Below are 20415 nucleotides of genomic sequence, written 5' to 3' on the forward strand. Positions count from 1 at the left end.
CCGGGCCGGCCGTGGGCCCCGGGCGGGCGTGCCGCGCGGACGGTGGGGCGGCCGGCCGGGAACGGCGGCTCAGCCGAGGACGTTCCCGCCCGGCCGCGGGGACGGGACCTCAGGCGGGGCGCAGCCAGACCGTCGCCAGGGGCGGCAGGGTCAGCCGGACGCTCGCCGGCCGGCCGTGCCACCCCTGGGGCTCCGGCTTGACCGGGTGGGGGTGGGTGACGCCGCTGCCGCCGTAGCGGGTGTCGTCGGTGTTGAGGACCTCGTGCCAGGCGGGGACGTCGTCGGGGACGCCGAGGCGGTAGTCGTGGCGGACGACGGGGGAGAAGTTGGACACCGCCAGCAGCGGTGTGCCCTCCGCGTCGAAGCGCAGGAACGCGAAGACGTTGTCCTCGGCGGCGTCCCCGACCACCCACGCGAAGCCGGACGGGTGCGTGTCCCGCTGCCACAGCGCCGGGGTGGCGCGGTAGACGGCGTTGAGGTCGCGCACCAGGTCCCGCACGCCCCGGTGGTCGGCCTCGGCCCCGTACTCCGGGTCCAGCAGCCACCAGTCGGGGCCGCGGGCCTCGGACCACTCGGAGCCCTGGGCGAACTCCTGTCCCATGAACAGCAGTTGCTTGCCGGGGTGGGCCCACATGAAGCCGAGGTAGGCGCGCTGGTTGGCCCGCTGCTGCCACCAGTCGCCCGGCATCTTGGACACCAGGGCCCGCTTGCCGTGCACGACCTCGTCGTGGGAGATCGGCAGGACGTAGTTCTCGCTGTAGGCGTACACCATCGAGAAGGTCATCTCGTGGTGGTGGTACTTGCGGTGCACCGGCTCGTGGCTCATGTACTGGAGCGAGTCGTGCATCCAGCCCATGTTCCACTTCAGCCCGAAACCGAGGCCGCCGAAACCGCTGGGACCCTGGTGGTGGGTGGCGCGGGTGACGCCGTCCCAGGCCGTCGACTCCTCCGCGATCGTCACCACGCCGGGGCACCGCCGGTAGACGGTGGCGTTCATCTCCTGGAGGAAGGCCACCGCGTCCAGGTTCTCCCGGCCGCCGTGCTCGTTGGGCCTCCACTGGCCGGGCTCGCGCGAGTAGTCCAGGTAGAGCATCGAGGCGACGGCGTCCACGCGCAGGCCGTCGATGTGGAACTCCTCGCACCAGTACACGGCGTTGGCGACCAGGAAGTTGCGCACCTCGCGGCGGCCGAAGTCGAACTCCAGGGTGCCCCAGTCGGGGTGCGCCGAGCGCAGCGGGTCCTCGTGCTCGTACAGCGGACGGCCGTCGAACTCGGCCAGCGCCCAGTCGTCACGCGGGAAGTGGGCCGGCACCCAGTCCATGATCACGCCGATGCCGGCCCGGTGGAGGGAGTCGACCAGGTACTTGAAGTCGTCGGGGGTGCCGAGGCGGGCCGTGGGCGCGTAGAAGCCGGTGACCTGGTAGCCCCACGACCCGCCGAAGGGGTGCTCGGCGACCGGCATCAGCTCGACGTGGGTGAAGCCGAGGTCCCTGACGTACGCGGGGAGCTCCTCGGCGAGCTGGCGATAGGTCAGCCCAGGCCGCCAGGACGGCAGGTGGACCTCGTACACCGACAGGGGCGCCTCGTGCGCCGGGCGGTCGGCGCGGCGGGCGAGCCACTCCGCGTCGCCCCACTCGTAGTGCGAGGCGTGGACGACGGAGGAGGTGGCCGGCGGGACCTCGGTGCGGCGGGCCAGCGGATCGGCGCGCAGCGTCTTCGAACCGTCCGGCCGCGTGATCTCGAACTTGTACAGCTCGCCCTCGCCCACGCCGGGCACGAACAGCTCCCACACCCCGCAGGAGCCGAGGGAGCGCATCGGGAAGCCGGTGCCGTCCCAGAAGTTGAAGCCGCCGCACACCCGCACCCCGCGCGCGTTCGGCGCCCACACCGCGAAACGGGTGCCGGTCACGCCCTGGTGGGTCATCGGGTGCGCGCCCAGCACCCGCCACAGCTCCTCGTGCCGCCCCTCGCCGATCAGGTGCAGGTCGAAGTCGCCGAGGGTGGGCAGGAAGCGGTAGGCGTCCTCGGTCTCCTGGACGGCCTCCGCGTAGGTGACGAGGAGCCGGTAGGCGGGAACCCCGGACAGGGGCAGCAGCCCCGAGAAGAACCCGTCCCCGTCGTCGTGCAGCTCGGCCCGCAGGTCGCCGGCGACGACGGTCACCGACCGGGCGTACGGCCGGAAGGCGCGGAAGGCGATCCCGCCGGGTACCGGGTGGGCGCCCAGGACGGCGTGCGGATCGTGGTGCGTGCCGTGGAGCAGCCGCTCCCGGTCGCCCGTGTCCAGGGCGGGGGAGACGGCGGCCGCCACCGGCTCGGGCGGCCGCGGGGCGGCCGCGGCCCCCTCCCCCCGCGCGGCGGCCTTCCGGGCCGGAACCGCCTTCTGGACCGGGACCGCCTTCTTCGCCGCGGTCCTCCTCGCGGGTTTCCCGGCCTTCCCGGCGGCCCTCTGCGCGGCCTGCCCGGGCAGCACCGCCTTCCGCGCGCCCTCCGTGTCCTTCACGGTCCTCGCGCCCTTCGCGGTCCCTGCGGTCTCTGCGGTCCGCGCACTCTCCGTGCTCTTCGCGGTCTCCGTGTTCTTGGCGGCCTTCACGGCCTTCACTGCCTTCGCGGTCTTCGCCGTCTTCTTCGCGGCGCTCTTCTTCTGCGCCGGCCGTGCGGCCGGCGGCTGCTCGGCGCCGGCTTCCTCGGCCGTCTTCTTCGGATGCGAACCGGTGGACGGGTCACGGGGGGTCACGGGCGGAGCCTCCTCGGCGAAGGTCGGGTCAGGTGGATCGGGCGGGATCGGCGACGGCCAGGCGGTGCGCCGCCGACAGGGGCACCGGGAGCCAGCCGGGGCGGTGCCGTGCCTCGTAGACGACCTCGTAGACCGCCTTGTCCGTCTCGTAGGCACGCAGCAGCACGGGATCGGTGCGCGGGTCCCGGCCGGCGACCTCCGCGTACCCGGTGCAGTACGCGGCCCGGCAGGCCTCGGCCCACCCCGGCACCGGGGCGCCGGCCGAGTGTGCCGCGTAGTCGAAGGAACGGAGCATTCCGGCGATGTCCCGCACCGGCGGCTGCGGCATCCGCCGCTCGGCGAGCGGCCTGGCCGGTTCGCCCTCGAAGTCGATCAGGGACCACTCCCCGTCAGGGGAGCGCAGGCACTGGCCCAGGTGCAGGTCACCGTGGACCCGCTGCGCGGTCCAGGTGCGGCCCTCGGCGGCCAGGTCGCCGAGGGCGGTGAACGCCGAGCGCAGCCCGGGCGCGCACGGCCGCAGCGCCGGCACCGCGCGCACGGCCTCCTCCAGCCGCGCGAGCATGCCGCCGACGAGCTGTTCCAGGGCGCTGTGGCCGAGGGTGACGGTCGGCAGCGCCCGGGCCAGCGCGGTGTGCACCTCGGCGGTGGCCCGCCCCAGCGCCCGCGCCTCGGCCGTGAAGTCCTCCCCCTTGGCCAGCTCGCGCAGCGCAAGCTCCCAGCCGTCGGCGGCGCCCTGCACGTAGGGCTGGAGGACGCCGAGGACCCACGGCCGGCCGTCCAGGTGCGCCGCCATCCACGCCGTGGGCGCCGGCACCCGCGGGCAGCCCTCGCGGGCCAGCACCAGCGGCAACTCCAGATCGGGGTTGTCACCGGGCACGATCCGGCGCAGCAACTTGAGGATGAACGTATCTCCGTACACGACCGACGAGTTGGACTGCTCGGCGGTCACCAGGCGCGGGACCAGGCCGGACCGTATCTCCTGGCGCCGGTCCCGCTCGAAACGGAGCGGGCCGATGCGGTCCCGGGTGCGCAGCGCCTCCAGGAGCACCTCGGCGGGGCGGGCGTCGTACAGGGCGTCGTAGACCGTGTGCCCGGCCAGCGGGCCCTGGGTGACGTGGCCGATCAGCGCGGGAGCCAGCCGGGGCGGCAGCGCCTCGCGCACGCCCACGAGCAGCTGGTAGCAGTCGCCCGGATGCGCCGGGGCGCCCGGGGCCGGTACGAGTGGCTGATGGACGCGCACGATCAGGTGGTACAGACCGAACCTGGCGTCGGCGGGGAGCAGCTCGGTGGCGGCGACCGGCGAGAACCCGGTGACCGGGCGCCCCTTGCCCGCGAACCACCGCTGCCGCGGCAGCCACTCCCGCAGCAGGGGGTCCAGTGACGCGAGGAGGCCGGGTGAAGCGGTGCCGAGAGGGGTGGCGGCTTCCGACATGGCGTCGTGTCCTTTCCCCGGGGGTGGTCGGGGTGTCACTGATGCGTGCCCCGGACGGCGCGGGGGAAACCGCCCCGCCCGGGAGCCTGGGGACCGGACCGGCCCGATCGAGCCGGTCCGGTGGCGGTCCGGCGCCACCGGGCGCTACACGGCCTCCTTGCGCAGCCGGAACCAGTAGAAGCCGTGGCCCGCGAGGGTGAGCAGGTACGGCAGTTCACCGATGGCGGGGAAGCGGACCCCGCCGAACAACTCGACCGGATGCCGTCCCTGGAAGGCGCTCAGGTCGAGCTCGGTGGGCTGGGCGAAACGGGAGAAGTTGTTCACGCACAGGACCAGGTCGTCCTCGTACTCCCGCAGGAAGGCGAGCACCGCGGGGTTGGAGGACGGCAGTTCGGTGTAGGTGCCCAGACCGAAGGCCGGGTTCTGCTTGCGGATCTCGATCATGCGGCGGGTCCAGTGCAGGAGCGAGGACGGCGAGGCCATGGACGCCTCGACGTTGGTCACCTGGTAGCCGTAGACCGGGTCCATGATCGTCGGCAGGGTGAGGCGGCCGGGGTCGCAGGTGGAGAAGCCGGCGTTGCGGTCCGGGGTCCACTGCATCGGGGTGCGCACCGCGTCGCGGTCGCCGAGCCAGATGTTGTCGCCCATGCCGATCTCGTCGCCGTAGTAGATGATCGGCGAGCCCGGCAGGGACAGCAGCAGGGCGGAGAACAGCTCGATCGTGTGGCGGTCGTTGTCGAGCAGGGGCGCGAGGCGGCGGCGGATGCCGATGTTGGCGCGCATGCGGGGGTCCTTGGCGTACTCGGCCCACATGTAGTCGCGCTCCTCGTCGGTGACCATCTCCAGGGTCAGCTCGTCGTGGTTGCGCAGGAAGATGCCCCACTGGCAGCCCGAGGGGATGGCCGGGGTCTTGGCGAGGATCTCCGAGACCGGGTAGCGGGACTCGCGGCGCACCGCCATGAAGATGCGCGGCATGACCGGGAAGTGGAACGCCATGTGGCACTCGTCGCCGCCCGAGGTGAAGTCGCCGAAGTAGTCGACGACGTCCTCCGGCCACTGGTTGGCCTCCGCCAGCAGCACCTTGTCGGGGTACAGCGCGTCGATCTCCTTGCGCACCCGCTTGAGGAAGGCGTGGGTCGCCGGAAGGTTTTCGCAGTTGGTGCCCTCCTGCTGGTACAGGTACGGCACCGCGTCCAGCCGGAACCCGTCGATGCCCAGGTCCAGCCAGAACTTCAGGGCCGAGATCATCTCCTCCTGCACGGCCGGGTTCTCGTAGTTCAGGTCCGGCTGGTGGGAGAAGAACCGGTGCCAGTAGTACTGCTTGCGGACCGGGTCGTACGTCCAGTTCGACGCCTCGGTGTCGACGAAGATGATCCGGGCGTCCTGGTACTGCTTGTCGTCGTCGGCCCAGACGTAGTAGTCGCCGTAGGGGCCGTCGGGGTCCTTGCGGGACTCCTGGAACCACGGGTGCTGGTCGCTGGTGTGGTTCATGACGAAGTCGATGATCACGCGCATGCCGCGCTGGTGGGCGGCGTCCACGAACTCCACGAAGTCGGCGAGGTCGCCGAACTCGGGCAGGACGGCGGTGTAGTCGGAGACGTCGTACCCGCCGTCGCGCAGGGGGGACTTGAAGAAGGGCGGCAGCCACAGGCAGTCGACGCCGAGCCATTGGAGGTAGTCGAGCTTGGCGGTCAGGCCCTTGAGGTCGCCGACGCCGTCGCCGTCGCTGTCCTGGAAGGAGCGGACGAGGACCTCGTAGAACACGGCGCGCTTGAACCACTGCGGGTCGCGGTCCTTGGCCGGGGTGTCCTCGAAGGTGTCCGGAACGGGCTCGTTGACGATCATGTGGTGGGTGACCCTCCGGTGTGCGGGGTGGACGGTCGCAGGACCGTGAAGACGTGCGCCGGGGCCCGCCCGGGTTCGAGGCGCACGTAGTTGGTCCTGCCCCAGTGGTAGGTCTCGCCGGTGAGCTCGTCGCGCACCGGCACCGACTCGTGCCATTCCAGGCCGAGTTGCGGCATGTCCAACGAGACCGTGGCCTCCTGGGTGTGGTGGGGGTCGAGGTTGACGACCACCAGAACCGTGTTCGATCCCTTCCGCTTCGAATACGCGATCACCTCGTCCTTGTCGGCGTGGTGGAAGTGCAGATCGCGCAGTTGCCGAAGGGCAGGGCTGGTGCGCCGGATGGTGTTGAGGCGGGTGATGAGGGGGGTGATGGTGCGGCCCTCGCGTTCGGCGGTGTCCCAGTCGCGGGGTTTGAGCTGGTACTTCTCCGAGTCGAGGTATTCCTCGCCGCCCTCGCGCAGGGGGGTGTTCTCGCACAGTTCGTAGCCGCTGTAGATGCCCCAGGAGGGGGAGAGGGTGGCGGCCAGGACGGCGCGGACCTCGAAGGCGGGGCGGCCGCCGTGCTGGAGGTAGGCGTGGAGGATGTCGGGGGTGTTGGCGAAGAAGTTGGGCCGCATGTACGCGGCGGCCTCGCCGGTGAGTTCGGTGAGGTAGTCGGTCAGTTCCCCCTTGGTGGTGCGCCAGGTGAAGTAGGTGTAGGACTGCTGGAAGCCGATCTGGGCCAGGGTGTGCATCATGGCCGGGCGGGTGAAGGCCTCGGCCAGGAAGATCACGTCGGGGTCGGTGCGGTTGACGGCGCCGATGACGCGTTCCCAGAAGACGACCGGCTTGGTGTGGGGGTTGTCCACGCGGAAGATCCGCACGCCGTGGCCCATCCAGAACCGCAGGATGCGGCAGGTCTCGGCGACCAGGCCGTCCATGTCGGCGTCGAAGGCGATGGGGTAGATGTCCTGGTACTTCTTGGGCGGGTTCTCGGCGTGGGCGATGGTGCCGTCGGGGCGGTGGTGGAACCACTGGGGGTGCTTGTCGACCCAGGGGTGGTCGGGGGAGCACTGCAGGGCGAAGTCGAGGGCGATCTCCAGGTCCAGTTCGCGGGCGCGGGCCACGAAGCGGTCGAAGTCCTCGATGGTGCCCAGGGCGGGGTGGACGGCGTCGTGGCCGCCCTCGGGGGAGCCGATGGCCCAGGGGACGCCGACGTCGTCGGGGCCGGCCGTCAGGGTGTTGTTGCGGCCCTTGCGGTGGGTGGTGCCGATGGGGTGGACGGGCGGGAGGTAGACCACGTCGAAGCCCATCGCGGCGATCGCGGGCAGGCGGCGGGCGGCGGTGCGGAAGGTGCCGTGGGGCTGTTCGGGGGTGCCCTCGGAGCGCGGGAAGAACTCGTACCAGGCGCCGTACAGGGCACGCTCGCGCTCCACCAGCAGCGGCAGCGGCTCGCAGGAGGTCACCAGCTCCCGCAAAGGGTGCCGGGCCAGCACCGCGTCCACCCCCGGCGTCAACGCCGCCGCCAGACGCGACGCGGCCGGGCGGGAGGCGTCCCGCAGGGCGCGGGCCGCGGCGAGGATCTCCCGCCGGTCCTCACCGCCCGGCACGCCCGCGGCGGCCCGCTCGTACAGCCGGGCGCCCTCCTCCAGGACGAGGTCCGTGTCGATCCCGGCCGACACCTTGATGCGCGCCTGGTGGCGCCAGGTGGTGACCGGGTCGCTCCACGCCTCGACGGCGTACGTCCACAGGCCCGGTGCCCCGGCGGTGACGGTGGCTCCCCAGCGGTCGGTGCCGGGCGCCAGCTCGCGCATCGGCGTCCACGGCCCGGGGCGGCCCTCGGGGTCTTTCAGTACGACGTTGGCGGCGACCGCGTCGTGCCCCTCCCGGAACACGGTGGCCGATATCTCGAACGTCTCGCCGGTCACCGCCTTGGCGGGCCGGCGTCCGTGCTGGACGATCGGACGGACGTCGAGGACGGGAATGCGCCCGACGGCGGTGGTCTCACCGGCCGGGTCCGGTCCGGGGGCCGGCCGGGGGGTGCCGGCCGGGCGTGCGGGGACTGCTTCGGTGCTGGGCGTCGGGGGTGCCGACGAGTGGTGCCTGGCGGGCATGACCGCTCCTGTCCGCGTCAACGAGGGGTGGGCGGATGACTGTGGGGAGGTGGGTCCTGCGGGATCTGCCTGAGGGGTGTACCGCAGGAGCCTTCCCACACTCTTCGGGTGGGCAATCCGGCGCTTTGTTAACTACTCGCGCGTATACCTGCGTACGAGTCCGGCCAGCTTGCGCGGCCCCCGGGGGCGGGGGCCGGAAGGCGGGCACCGCACGGGAAGGGGGCACGGCGGCCCGGCACTTGCCCGGTACGCGTGCGGCCCCGTCCGGGAGCGGACGGGGCCGGTGTGCCGTGCGCGGGGTCACGAACGCGGCACCTGCAGCAGCCTGTTCGGCGAGCCGGGGCCCGGGTCCGACACCTTGCCGGCGGCCGCCCCGTCGGTCAGCGCCTTCGCCACCTGCGCCGGTGTGGCCCGCGGGTGACCGGACAGGTGGAGCGCGGCGGCGCCCGCCGCGTGCGGTGCCGCCATCGACGTGCCCGACCAGGTCACCCGCCGGGTGTCACCGGTGTGGGACGCCGAGGTGACCGACACGCCCGGGGCGAACAGGTCCAGCGAGGAACCGTAGTTGGAGAAGGCCGCCCGGGTGTCCCGCCGGTCGGTCGCGCCGACCGTGATCGCCCGGCGTACGCCCGCGGGGGAGTACAGGGAGGCCGGCCGGCCCTCGTTGCCCGCCGCGACCGTGTAGGTGACGCCGGAGGCGATGGAGGCGCGGACCGCGGCGTCGAGCTGCGGGTTGCGGGGACCGCCCAGGCTGAGGTTGGCGACCGCCGGTTTCCTGGCGTGCCTGGTCACCCAGTCGATTCCGGCGATGGCCCGGGCCGTGGTCCCGGCGCCGTCGTCGTCGAGCACCCGCACGCCCACGACCTTCGCCCGCTTGGCGACGCCGTACGCCGTCCCGACGGCGGTCGCGGCGACGTGCGTGCCGTGTCCGTTGCCGTCCTGGGCGGTCCGGTCGCCCTGCACGAAGTCCCAGCCGTGGCTCGCCCGGCCGCCGAAGTCCCGGTGCGTGACGCGGATCCCGGTGTCGATCACGTACACCGTCACGCCCCTGCCCGCGGCCTCCGGCCGGGTGTGGCTCCGGTCCAGCGGCGGGTTCCGCTGGTCGACGCGGTCCAGGTTCCAGGGCGGCGGGTCCCGCCGGGGGCGGTCGACCACCACGCGGGTGTCCTGGACGACCGAGGCGACCCGGGCGTCGGCGGCCAGGCGCCCGGCCTGTCTCTTCGTGGCCCGGACGGCGAAGCCGTTCAGGACCGTGCCGTAGATGTGGCTGATTCTCACCCCGTACGTCCGGGCGAGGCTCTTTCCGGCCGCCGACGCGGCCTCCGTTCCCCCCTTGAGCGTCACCAGGTAGCTCCCGCTCACGGAGCCGGGCGCGCCGGCGCCGAGTATCCGCCCCTGGGGCGCGGCCTGCGCGGGCGGGGTGACGGCCGAAAGGGCCGCGGCACAGGCCACCGCGACCAGGCCCCCCGCCCGGCGCAGACGCGCTGTTCGCGTCCGTGCCATGGTGTGCTGTCCCCTCCTCGACACGGCGTACGGCCTTCGCGCCGGGCCCCTGGGGGGCGGCGCGGGGGTACGCCTCCGGGCAGCCTCTCGTGCGGGGCGGAGCGCCACAAGGAGGCCTGGGAAGGCGGAATCGGCCATATCGGGTGTGTGAGGGGGGAAGGGATGCGGTGGTTTCCGGCCGGGCGGGACCGGAGTGGACTGTGCGGGAGTGGAACGGGCCGAACATGACCGAAATTGGTCAGGTGAGTTCGGAACGGGTCGGGGAAGATCCGGCGACCGGGTGATTCAGGCCGAACAAGTGCTCAGGGGCGAACCACCCGGCGGGAGCCGTACCGCCGCCGGTACCGTCGCAGGGACGAGGTGACGCCCACCCGTCCCATCGAGCGACCGCGTTGAGGTGGAATGTGAAGGCGATCCGCCGACTGACCGTCCGTCCCGTCCTCCCCGACCCCCTGCGGCCCCTCAGCGACCTGGCCCGCAACCTGCGCTGGTCCTGGCACACGGAGACCCGCGAACTGTTCCAGTCCGTCGACCCCGAGTGCTGGGCCGCCTCGGGCGGTGACCCGGTACGGCTGCTCGGCACCGTCGACCCCGCCCGCCTGGCCGAACTGGCGGGCGACCGCCGCTTCCTGCGCCGCCTCACCGCCGCCGTCGACGACCTCGACGACTACCTGACCGGCAGCCGCTGGTACCAGGCGCAGACACGGGCGGGCACCCGGCTCCCCGCCGCCGTCGCCTACTTCTCACCCGAGTTCGGCATCACCGCCGCCCTGCCGCAGTACTCCGGCGGCCTCGGCATCCTGGCGGGCGACCACCTGAAGGCGGCCAGCGACCTCGGGGTGCCGCTCATCGGGGTCGGCCTGCTCTACCGGCACGGCTACTTCCGCCAGACCCTCTCCCGCGACGGCTGGCAGCAGGAGCACTACCCGGTCCTCGACCCCAACGAGCTCCCCCTGACCCTGCTGGAGGAGGCCGACGGCACCCCCGTCCGGGTGCGCCTCGCCCTGCCCGCCGGGCGGCAGCTGTGCGCCCGCCTCTGGCTGGCCCGGGTCGGCCGGGTCCCGCTGCTGCTGCTCGACTCCGACGTGGAGGAGAACGACCTCGGCGAACGCGGGGTGACCGACCGGCTCTACGGCGGCGGCAGCGAGCACCGGTTGCTCCAGGAGATGCTGCTCGGCATAGGAGGGGTCCGGGCGGTGCGCGCGTACTGCCGGCTCACCGGCCACCCCGAGCCGGAGGTGTTCCACACCAACGAGGGGCACGCCGGGTTCCTCGGCCTGGAACGCATCGCCGAACTGTGCGCCGACGGACTGGAGTTCGACTCCGCGCTGGAGTCGGTGCGGGCCGGTACCGTCTTCACCACCCACACCCCCGTCCCGGCCGGCATCGACCGCTTCGACCGCGAACTGGTCGCCCGCCACTTCGGACCCGGCGCCGAACTGCCGGGCATCGACGTCGAACACGTCCTGCGCCTCGGCATGGAGACCTACCCCGGCGGCGAGCCCAACCTGTTCAACATGGCGGTGATGGGCCTGCGCCTGGCCCAGCGCGCCAACGGCGTCTCCCTGCTGCACGGCCACGTCAGCCGGGAGATGTTCCGCGGCCTGTGGCCCGGCTTCGACCCCGACGAGGTGCCGATCACCTCCGTCACCAACGGGGTGCACGCCCCCACCTGGGTCGCCCCGGAGGTGTTCCGGCTCGGCGCCCGGCAGATCGGCGCGCAGCGCACCGAGGACACACTCGCCGTCGGCGGTTCGGACGACCGCTGGGACGCCGTCGCCGGCATCCCCGACCAGGACATCTGGGAGCTGCGCCGCACCCTGCGCGAGCAGCTCGTGACGGAGGTGCGGGCGCGGCTGCGGGCCTCCTGGCGGCAGCGCGGCGCCGGGACGGCCGAGCTGGGCTGGATCGACGGCGTCCTCGACCCGGACGTCCTCACCATCGGGTTCGCGCGGCGCGTCCCGTCGTACAAGCGGCTGACGCTGATGCTCCAGGACCGCGACCGGCTCACGGAGCTGCTGCTGCACCCCGAGCGGCCGGTGCAGATCGTGGTCGCGGGCAAGGCGCACCCGGCCGACGACGGCGGAAAGCGGCTCATCCAGGAACTGGTGCGGTTCGCCGACGACCCGCGCGTGCGCCACCGGATCGTGTTCCTGCCCGACTACGGCATGGCGATGGCGCAGAAGCTCTACCCGGGCTGCGACGTCTGGCTGAACAACCCGCTGCGCCCCCTGGAGGCGTGCGGCACCTCCGGCATGAAGGCGGCGCTCAACGGCTGCCTCAACCTGTCCGTGCGGGACGGCTGGTGGGACGAGTGGTTCCGGCCCGACTTCGGCTGGGCGATCCCCACCGCCGACGGCGCGGGCACCGACCCGGACCGGCGCGACGCCGTGGAGGCCGCCGCCCTCTACGACCTGCTGGAACAACGGATCACCCCGCGTTTCTACGAGCGGGGCCGCAGCGGGCTGCCCGACCGGTGGATCGAGATGGTCCGCCAGACCCTGAGCCTGCTCGGTCCCAAGGTGCTGGCCGGCCGCATGGTCCGCGAGTACGTCGAGCGCCTCTACGCCCCGGCCGCCGAGGCCCACCGGGCGACGGACCCCGACGCCGCGCACTCGCTGGCCCGGTGGAAGGCCCGGGTGCGCGCGGCCTGGCCCGGGGTGCGGGTCGACCACGTGGAGACGTCCGCCGCCACCGCCTCCGCCGAACTGGGCTCGACGCTCGGCCTGCGGGTGCGGGTCGGCCTCGGCGACCTCGGCCCGGACGACGTGGAGGTCCAGGCGGTCTCCGGCCGGGTCGACTCCGACGACCGCATCACCGACGCCACGGCCGTGCCGCTGAAACCGGTGGGCGGACCGGACACCGAGGGCCGTCTGCTGTACGAGGGACCGCTCGCCCTGGACCGTACCGGCCCCTTCGGCTACACCGTCCGTGTCCTGCCCGCCCACCGGCTGCTGGCGTCGGGCGCCGAACTCGGACTGGTCGCGGTGCCGCCGGAGGAGGTGGTGGAGGCGGCGGGGGTGCTGATGCGGTGAGCGTCACTCCTGCGCTTCCCCGCCGCTGAGCCGCTTCAGCACGGCTCCGCAGCGACGGGCGTACGCGTGCTGCAGGCCGCGGGTCGCCACCCCGCCCGCCCGGGAGTACCACTTGGCCGGGCGACTGAAGGCGGCGACGGTCAGCCAGACGGTGCCGTCCCCCGTCCGGTCCACCACGAACGCCTCCTCTCCGCACTCGGGGTGGCCGGGCAGGGTGCCGTACGCCCAGCCCGCCCGGCGGTGTTCCTCCACCGTCCAGACCACCCGGCAGGGCGCCTTGATCATTCCGGCGAGGGTGACGGTCACGTCGACGCCGGGCGCGGCCCGCTCCGCGCTCGCGTCGATGCCGACGCCCAGGGCCCGGTGCATCCGCCAGGTCAGGACCGCCTCGGCCGCCCGCCGGAAGACCGGCTCGCCCTCCCCGAGGCGGGTGCGGACGTGCAGGGGGTGGAAGCCCGGCGGGCAGTGGCCCTGCTCGCGGGTGGCGCCGACGTCGTCGTAGGTGAAGGACATGGGCACCAAGGGTAGGGCGGTGTCCCGCGGGACGCCGCCGTGTTCGCGGCGGGGCCGCGTCCGGGGACGCGGGAGGGCGCCGTCCCGGGGAGTCGAACCACCGGGAGGGCGCCCTGGTCTCGGACGGCGCGGCCCGTGAGGGGGGCGCCGTTCCGCCTCAGCCGCTCGCGCGCGCGCCGACGTTGACGGCGGCCCAGGCGTTCTGCACCGCCTTGTACTCGGCGCTGGACGTGCCGTACAGCTCACCGGCCGCCGCGAGGGTGCCGGTGCGGGCACCCGCGTAGTTCGTGGTGGAGGTGAACTTGGTGGTCAGGGCCCGGAACCAGATCTTCTCGGCCTTGGCGCGGCCGATGCCGGTGACCGGCAGGCCGTCCGAGGTCGGCGAGTTGTACGTGACCCCGTTGATCGTCTTGGTGCCGCTGCCCTCGCTCAGCAGGTAGAAGAAGTGGTTGGCCGGGCCGGAGGAGTGGTGCACGTCGATCGAGCCGATGCCCGAGTACCAGCTGTCCTTGGACGCCCCGTCCTTGCTGGGCTTGTCCATGTGGCGCAGCGGCGTGCCGTCGCCGTTGAGGTCGATCTCCTCGCCGATGAGGTAGTCGCCGACGTCGGAGGAGTTGTTGGCGTAGAACTCGACGGTGGTGCCGAAGATGTCGCTGGTCGCCTCGTTCAGGCCGCCGGACTCGCCGCTGTAGACGAGCCGCGCCGTGTTCGAGGTCAGGCCGTGCGTCATCTCGTGCGCGGCCACGTCGATCGACGTGAGCGGGTTGGCGTTGCCCGAGCCGTCGCCGTACGTCATGCAGAAGCAGCTGTCCGACCAGAACGCGTTGACGTAGTTGTTGCCGTAGTGGACCCGCGAGTAGGCGCCCGTGCCGTCGCCGCGGATGCCGTTGCGGCCGTGCACGTTCTTGTAGTAGTCCCAGGTCAGCGCGGCACCGTAGTGCGCGTCGGCGGCGGCCGACTCCAGGTTGGACGGGCTGCCGTCGCCCCAGACGTCGTCGGCGCCCGAGAACAGGGTGCCGGTGCCGGAGGTGCGGCGGTTGAGGTTGTACGTGCGGTGGTTGCCGCGCGCCCCGTCGGTGAGGGTGTACGACGATCCCGACCGCGTGGTGGTCAGGGGGACGGTGCCGCTGTAGACGGTGTGGCCGGTGCCGTTCTGGATCGCCTGCCACTCGTACAGCTTCTCGCCGGTGTTCGCGTCGGTGATCACGTGCAGTTCGTTCGGGGTGCCGTCGTGCTGGAGGCCGCCGACGACCGTCTCGTAGGCGAGGACCGGGCTGCCGCTCGCGGCCCAGACCACCGTGCGCGGCGCCCGGGTGACGTCCGGGCTCTCGGCCTGCGCCTTCGCCGCGCCGAGCGCCTGCCGCTCGGCCTGCGCGGCGGCGACCGCGGGCTTGGCGGACGCCACCGCGACCTTGGCCCGGGTCGCCTTGGCCACGCTCTCGGTGGCACCGGAGGGGGACGTCTCGACGACCAGGTCGCCGCCGAGGACCGGCAGTCCGTCGTACGTCCGCTCGTAGCGCGTGTGCACGGTGCCGTCGCGGTCCTTGATCACGTCGCGGACGACCAGCTTCTCCTTGGCACCCAGGCCCAGGGTCTTCGCGGTGTCCGCGGTGGCCGCGTCGGCCTCGCGCAGGAGTTCGGCGCGCTGGGCGGAGGTGAGGCGGACCGGCTCCGCGCCCGGGGCCGCCTGGGGGGCCGGCGGGGCGGCGGTGGCGGCGCCCGACTGGAGGGCGGTGGCGATCAGGGCGGCGACCCCGGCGAGGGCGAGGGCCGCGCCGCGGCGGGCCGTCCTGCGGCGGGGCATGGTGTGGGGGGCGCGTCTGTGGGAGGACCTGCTCAACACTGACTCCTTCTGCGCGGCCGCGGATCACGCGGCCAGGGGAGACCGGACGGCGGGCGGGCCGGCCGGGCGGAACGGGGGCGGTACGCAGAACGTGCTCGTGGACTCCGGCCGCGGCACAGCGGTGGGGCGGGGCTGTGGGGTTGCTGTGGAACGGCCGTGGGAAGAGTGGCAGGAAATCGAGGCGCTTGTCAGGAGCGCGTCAGTAAGTTGGCTGGAAATCGTTCGTTGTCCGGGAGTTCATGTTCGTTATACGGATTCGTTGCCCTGGCCCGGCCCGTTGTCGCTCCTCGCCCGTCCGCCCGCGTCTCCGGGCACGGCCACGCCGACGGCCTTCTGGCCGAGATCACTTCCCCCCGGCCACCTGGGCTTCCCCGGTCCCGCCACCGCTCCGTGCCGTTACCAGCGGCTCGTCCGCCCCACCCCGTAGGGCAGGGTCTTGGTCGTCAACGGCGGTGGCCGGAGGGCCTGCGGGCGCACCGGACCCCTCGCCGTCCCTCAGCCGAGCCGCTCGGCCGGTCCGACCCCGCACGGCCGGCGGCAGGTTCTCGACACCCTCCGCCACGGACCTCAGCGAGCCGCACCGCTCGAACGCGGAGGGCACACGCTCGGGGTTCAGCGGCACAGGACGCCGCTCGTCGCCTCCGGTCGCTCACGGGTCGGCACGCCGGGCGACCGGGATGCGGCAGAACTGCCGGGCCCCGCGCAGCCTCGTGCGCAGTTTCCGCTGGGTCGCCCGACTGTCGAGACGCACGTCGAGGGCTCCTGGAAGCGAGCTGTCGGCGCGCAGACCCGTGGGCAGTCGAGAGGCGTCGAGACCGTCACGCCTTGCGATGAGGACGCCGAACTCGTGGCGGCTCAACGCATCGGGCCCTGCGAGATGGTGGATGCCGGCCGCATCGCCCGATGCCAGTTCCAGAAGAGCGGCGGCCAGGTCCGTGACGTGCACCGGGCAGCGGATGTCATCGGTGAACAGGACGCCGTCCCGGCGGCCGGTGGCGAGTTCGCGCACGAGGTGCTCGTGTACGGAACGCCCATGGCCGATGATCAGCGAGGTGCGGGCGACGATCGCTCCCGGGTGCACGGCGAGGACCGCCGTTTCCGCCGCCGCCTTCGCCGCTCCGTATGGGGTGACGGGGGCGGGCGGGCTGGACTCGTCGTAGTGCGTCCGGGCACCGGAGAACACGGCGTCACTGGACACGTGCACCAAGCGGCTGCCGTACCTCGCCGCGGCCCTCGCGATCCGGGCGGGCCCCTCCGCCGTGACCGCCCAGTCGGCCTTGCCGCTCGACGCGTTGACGACGAGCTGCGGGCGCACCTCCGCCATGACGTCGTCCAGGCGTCGCGCGTCCCGCAGATCAAGGGCGTACCACGCGGCCCGGGAGGCGTCGCCGGGAGCCGTCGCGTACGTCGCGGCCGTGGCGTGCCCGGCCGACCTCGCCTGCCGGACCAGCTCGGCTCCCAGGAAGCCGCTGCCGCCGATGATCAGGGCTGTCGTGGGCGACGCGGTGGACCGGACCCGGCACGCGTCGGTGGAGGCCCGGTCCGCCGGGTCGCCCGACCCGGCGAGTGGTGCCGCCCGCTCCGACGCGCCCCCGGGGCCCTTCACGCCAGGCTCTCCCGCCATGCCCGGTGCAGGTCCGCGAACCGGCCGGCTCCGGCGATCAGTTCGGCGGGGGTGCCGTCCTCGACGATTCGGCCGTGCTCCATCACCAGCACCCGGTCGGCGATCTCCACGGTCGACAGCCGGTGCGCGATCACCACCGCCGTACGCCCCTCCAGCACCGTCGCCATCGCCCGCTGCACCGCCCGTTCGCCCGGGACGTCCAGCGAACTGGTCGCCTCGTCCAGGATCAGCACCGCCGGATCGGCCAGCAACGCCCGTGCGAAAGCCACCAGTTGCCGCTGTCCGGCGGAGATCCGGCCGCCCCGCTTGCGGACGTCGGTGTCGTAGCCCTCGGGCAGCGCGCTGATGAAGTCGTGGGCGCCGATCGCCTTCGCGGCCCGCTCGATCTCCTCCCGGGAGGCGTCCGGACGGCCGATCGCGATGTTCTCGGCGACCGTGCCGGAGAACAGGAACGCCTCCTGCGTCACCATCACCACCCCGCGCCGCAGCTCGGCCAGGGGCAGGTCGCGCAGGTCCACGCCGTCCAGCAGCACCCGCCCCTCGGTGGGGTCGTGGAACCGGGCGAGCAGCTTGGCCAGCGTCGACTTGCCCGCGCCGGTGGAACCGACGACGGCGACGGTCTGCCCGGCGGGGATCGTCAGGCCGAAGCGGGGCAGCACCTCGCCGCCGGTGCGGTAGGCGAAGCGCACCGAGTCGAAGACGACCTCGCGGCCGGGGTCCCGCGACACCCGCGGCGGCAGCTGCCTGGGCACCGCCGGCTCCGGCACGGTGGGCGTCTGCGCCAGCAGGCCCGCGATCTTCTCCAGCGAGGCCGCCGCCGACTGGTAGGAGTTCAGGAACATGCCCAGCCGGTCGATGGGGTCGTACAGGCGGCGCAGGTACAGCACCGCCGCCGCCAGCACCCCGAGGGCCAGCGAGCCGTCCGCCACCCGGTGGGCGCCCCACAGCACGATCCCGGCGACGGCCGTGTTGGCGACCAGCCGGGAGCCGGTGACGTAGCGGGCCATCTCCAGCAGCGCGTCGCCGTTGGCCCGCTCGTGCCGCCGGTTCAGGGTGGCGAAGGCGGCGTCGTTGGCGGCCTCCCGGCCGAAGGCGCGCACCGGCCGGATGCCGTTCATCGTCTCCACGAACCTCACGATCACGGCGGCCGTCGCCGTGGACTTGCGCCCGTACGCCTCCCGCGCCCGCCGCCGGTACGCCCGGACCAGCCCGTACAGCGGAGCGAAGGACGCCGCCGCCACGGCCCCGAGCCCCAGGTCCAGCCAGAGCAGCAGCGCCGTGATGTACGCGAAGGACAGGACCACCGTCACCAGCTCCTGGAGCCCCTCGTCGAGCAACTGGCGCAGCGCCTCCACGTCCGTGGTGGCGCGGGAGATGAGCCGGCCGGAGGTGTACCGCTCGTGGAAGTCGACGCCGAGCGCCTGCGCGTGGCGGAAGATACGGCCGCGCAGGTCCAGCAACACGTCCTGGTTGACGCGGGCGGAGGCGGCGATGAACGCGTACTGCAGCGCCCCGGCGCCCAGCGCGCACAGCAGGTAGCCCGCGCCCACCGCGACCAGCGGCCCCCGGTCGCCGCCGGTGAGGGCCGGTACGGCGCGGTCGATGGCGTACGCCACCAGCAGCGGGCCCGCCTGCACCACCGCCTGCTGGAGCAGCAGCAGGAGGGCGGTGACGGCGACGCGGGCCCTCATCGGCGCCAGCAGCGAACGCAGGAGCGCGGCGGTCGCGCCCGGCGGGGTGGGCAGGACGTCCCGGTCGAAGGGGTCGCCGGCCTCGTCGGGGCGGGGGCCGCCGGGTCCGCCGCCGGGCGCGGGCGCGGCGGGGGTGGACGTCGGGGGAGCCGTCATCGCGGGCCGTCCTCCTGTTCCGGTTCCCCGGCGCCCGACATCAGGTAGGCGTACTCGGCGTCGGTGCGCAGCAGTTCCCGGTGCGTGCCCACGGCCGTGACGCGTCCGCCGCGGAGCAGGGCGACCCGGTCGGCGAGCAGGACCGTGGACGGACGGTGCGCCACGATCAGCGCGGTGGCGCCGGCGAGCACCCGCCGCAGGGCGGCCTCCACGGCGGCCTCCGTGTGCACGTCCAGCGCGGACAGCGGATCGTCCAGCACCAGGAAACGCGGCTCGCCGACGACGGCCCGGGCCAGCGCCAGCCGCTGCCGCTGCCCGCCGGACAGGCTCAGGCCCTGCTCGCCGACCTGGGTGTCGACGCCCTGCGGCAGGGCGTGCACGAAGCCGGCCTGCGCCACCGCCAGCGCCCGCTCCAGCTCCGCCCGCCCCGCGCCGTCCCCGGCGCCCATCAGGACGTTCTCGCCGACGCTCGCCGAGAACAGCGTCGGCTCCTCGAAGGCGACGGCGACCTTGGCGCGCAACTGCGCACGGGGCATCGAGGCGATGTCCACGCCGTCCAGCGTGATCCGGCCCCCGGTCACCTCGTACAGCCGGGGGACCAGCGCGGTCAGCGTCGTCTTGCCGCTGCCCGTCGCCCCGACCAGGGCCAGGGACTCGCCGGGGCGGATGTGCAGGTCGACGCGGTCCAGGACGGGCGGGGAGCCGGGCGGGGCGTCGGGGTAGCGGAAGGTGACGTTCTCGAAGCGCAGGCCGCGGTCACCGGTGGGAACGGCCGGCCGGCCGTCCGCCGCCCGCGACGGCTCCGGCTCCGGCTCGGCGTCCATCACCTCGAAGTACCGCTGCGTCGCCGCCGCCGCCTCCTGGCCCATCGCCAGCAGGAAGCCGATGGACTCCACCGGCCACCGCAGCGCCAGCGCCGTCGACAGGAACGCCACCAGCGTGCCCGCCGACAGGTGCCCGTCGGCCACCCGCACGGCACCGACCACCAGGGCCGCCGCGATCGCGAGCTCCGGCAGCGTGACGACGACCGCCCAGATCGCCGCCAGCAGCCGTGCCTTGCCCAGCTCGGTGCCGCGCAGCGTCCGCGACAGCTCCCCGAACGCCCGCGCCTGGCTGCGGTGCCGCCCGAACCCCTTGACGATCCGGATGCCGAGCACGCTCTCCTCGACCACCGTCGTCAGATCGCCGAGCTGGTCCTGTGCCCGCCGCGCCACGGCGGCGTACCGCTTCTCGAAGACCGCGCAGGTGGCGATCACCGGCACGGCGGGCCCGAGGATCACCAGCCCCAGCACCCAGTCCTGCACCAGCATGACGGCCACGCCGACGACGATGGTCACCCCGTTGACGAACAGGAACGTCAGCGGGAAGGCGAGGAACATCCGCAGCAGCATCAGGTCCGTCGTCCCCCGGGACAGCAGCTGCCCGGACGGCCACCGGTCGTGGAAGGCGACCGGCAGCCGCTGCAGGTGCCGGTACAGATCCGCCCGCATGGCCGCCTCGACGCCCGCCAGCGGGCGCGCCACCAGCCACCGCCGCAGCCCGAACAGCAGCGCCTCCGCGCCCCCGAGCAGCAGCAGGCACAGCGCCCCCAGCCACACGCCCGCCGGGTCCCGGCCGGCCACCGGCCCGTCCACCATCCACTTCAGGACCAGCGGGATCACCAGCCCCGCGCAGGAGGCGAGGACCGCGACGAACGCGGCGGTCAGCAGCCGCGCCCGCACCGGCCGCACGTACGGCCACAGGCGCAGCAGCGCGCGAACGGCGGACCGCTCCTCGGCGGTGGGGTGTGTGGAGAGCATCGGTGGCGAGCCTACGGACCGTCACGGACCCTGCCCACCGGGTTTCCGCCTTCGTGGAGGCCCGCGACCCGGCCCCGCGCGCCGGTCGCACGCGCCGCCCGCACCGGCCGTACGGGCCGGTTCCACGCGCCGGCCGCACGCGTCGCC

General features: G+C 73.5%; 11 protein-coding genes. 1 reads left to right on the forward strand and 10 read right to left on the reverse strand.

Translation table 11 applies throughout. The features are described from left to right. Positions 1-109: 109 nt before the first annotated feature. The 5 genes from glgB to ACSU6Z_RS20595 all read right to left on the reverse strand — a co-directional run bounded on the left by glgB (position 110) and on the right by ACSU6Z_RS20595 (position 9607). Positions 110-2734, reverse strand: coding sequence for a 1,4-alpha-glucan branching enzyme (gene glgB / locus ACSU6Z_RS20575; protein ID WP_437047646.1), 2625 nt, complete (start codon positions 2732-2734; stop codon positions 110-112). A 28-nt stretch (positions 2735-2762) separates the two neighbouring features. Then, a complete protein-coding gene (locus ACSU6Z_RS20580) occupies positions 2763-4166 on the reverse strand; it encodes a maltokinase N-terminal cap-like domain-containing protein (RefSeq protein WP_437047648.1) in 1404 nt (467 codons plus the stop codon). A 144-nt stretch (positions 4167-4310) separates the two neighbouring features. Further along, positions 4311-6011, reverse strand: a complete 1701-nt coding sequence (treS, locus tag ACSU6Z_RS20585; protein WP_437047649.1) for a maltose alpha-D-glucosyltransferase — start codon at positions 6009-6011, stop codon at positions 4311-4313. Beyond that, positions 6008-8104 carry an alpha-1,4-glucan--maltose-1-phosphate maltosyltransferase gene (locus tag ACSU6Z_RS20590; protein ID WP_437047650.1) on the reverse strand — a complete coding sequence of 699 codons (2097 nt, stop codon included), beginning with the start codon at positions 8102-8104 and terminating at the stop codon, positions 6008-6010. The genes treS and ACSU6Z_RS20590 overlap by 4 nt, the downstream gene beginning before the upstream one ends. A 300-nt stretch (positions 8105-8404) precedes the next feature. After that, on the reverse strand, positions 8405-9607 hold the full coding sequence (locus ACSU6Z_RS20595) for a S8 family peptidase (protein ID WP_437047652.1): 1203 nt from the start codon (positions 9605-9607) through the stop codon (positions 8405-8407). A 404-nt stretch (positions 9608-10011) separates the two neighbouring features. On the opposite strand from ACSU6Z_RS20595, the gene ACSU6Z_RS20600 reads away from it, so the two are divergent. Beyond that, on the forward strand, positions 10012-12642 hold the full coding sequence (locus ACSU6Z_RS20600) for a glycosyltransferase family 1 protein (protein ID WP_437047654.1): 2631 nt from the start codon (positions 10012-10014) through the stop codon (positions 12640-12642). A 3-nt stretch (positions 12643-12645) separates the two neighbouring features. On the opposite strand, the gene ACSU6Z_RS20605 is transcribed toward ACSU6Z_RS20600, so the two are convergent. The 5 genes from ACSU6Z_RS20605 to ACSU6Z_RS20625 all read right to left on the reverse strand — a co-directional run bounded on the left by ACSU6Z_RS20605 (position 12646) and on the right by ACSU6Z_RS20625 (position 20268). Then, a complete protein-coding gene (locus ACSU6Z_RS20605; RefSeq protein WP_437047655.1) occupies positions 12646-13155 on the reverse strand; it encodes a DUF1990 domain-containing protein in 510 nt (169 codons plus the stop codon). Positions 13156-13312: 157 nt separating this feature from the next. Beyond that, positions 13313-14998 carry a M4 family metallopeptidase gene (locus tag ACSU6Z_RS20610; RefSeq protein ID WP_437047657.1) on the reverse strand — a complete coding sequence of 562 codons (1686 nt, stop codon included), beginning with the start codon at positions 14996-14998 and terminating at the stop codon, positions 13313-13315. Between the two features lie 649 nt (positions 14999-15647). After that, complete coding sequence (locus tag ACSU6Z_RS20615; protein ID WP_437050405.1) at positions 15648-16481, reverse strand: sugar nucleotide-binding protein; 834 nt, start codon at positions 16479-16481, stop codon at positions 15648-15650. 119 nt (positions 16482-16600) lie between these two features. Beyond that, complete coding sequence (locus ACSU6Z_RS20620; protein WP_437047659.1) at positions 16601-18469, reverse strand: ABC transporter ATP-binding protein; 1869 nt, start codon at positions 18467-18469, stop codon at positions 16601-16603. Next, a complete protein-coding gene (locus tag ACSU6Z_RS20625) occupies positions 18466-20268 on the reverse strand; it encodes an ABC transporter ATP-binding protein (protein WP_437047661.1) in 1803 nt (600 codons plus the stop codon). Before ACSU6Z_RS20625 ends, ACSU6Z_RS20620 begins: the two co-directional genes overlap by 4 nt. Positions 20269-20415: the final 147 nt, after the last annotated feature.

Origin of the sequence: Streptomyces sp. enrichment culture, from assembly GCF_964273145.1 — a bacterium.
GTDB lineage: Bacteria > Actinomycetota > Actinomycetes > Streptomycetales > Streptomycetaceae > Streptomyces.

Bases quoted from the DNA above. Each gene is read 5' to 3' on its own strand.
- ACSU6Z_RS20580 (WP_437047648.1), bottom strand. From the start codon at position 4,166: ATGTCGGAAGCCGCCACCCCTCTCGGCACCGCTTCACCCGGCCTCCTC.
- treS (WP_437047649.1), bottom strand. From the start codon at position 6,011: ATGATCGTCAACGAGCCCGTTCCGGACACCTTCGAGGACACCCCGGCC.
- ACSU6Z_RS20590 (WP_437047650.1), bottom strand. From the start codon at position 8,104: ATGCCCGCCAGGCACCACTCGTCGGCACCCCCGACGCCCAGCACCGAA.
- ACSU6Z_RS20595 (WP_437047652.1), bottom strand. From the start codon at position 9,607: ATGGCACGGACGCGAACAGCGCGTCTGCGCCGGGCGGGGGGCCTGGTC.
- ACSU6Z_RS20605 (WP_437047655.1), bottom strand. From the start codon at position 13,155: ATGTCCTTCACCTACGACGACGTCGGCGCCACCCGCGAGCAGGGCCAC.
- ACSU6Z_RS20620 (WP_437047659.1), bottom strand. From the start codon at position 18,469: ATGACGGCTCCCCCGACGTCCACCCCCGCCGCGCCCGCGCCCGGCGGC.
- ACSU6Z_RS20625 (WP_437047661.1), bottom strand. From the start codon at position 20,268: ATGCTCTCCACACACCCCACCGCCGAGGAGCGGTCCGCCGTTCGCGCG.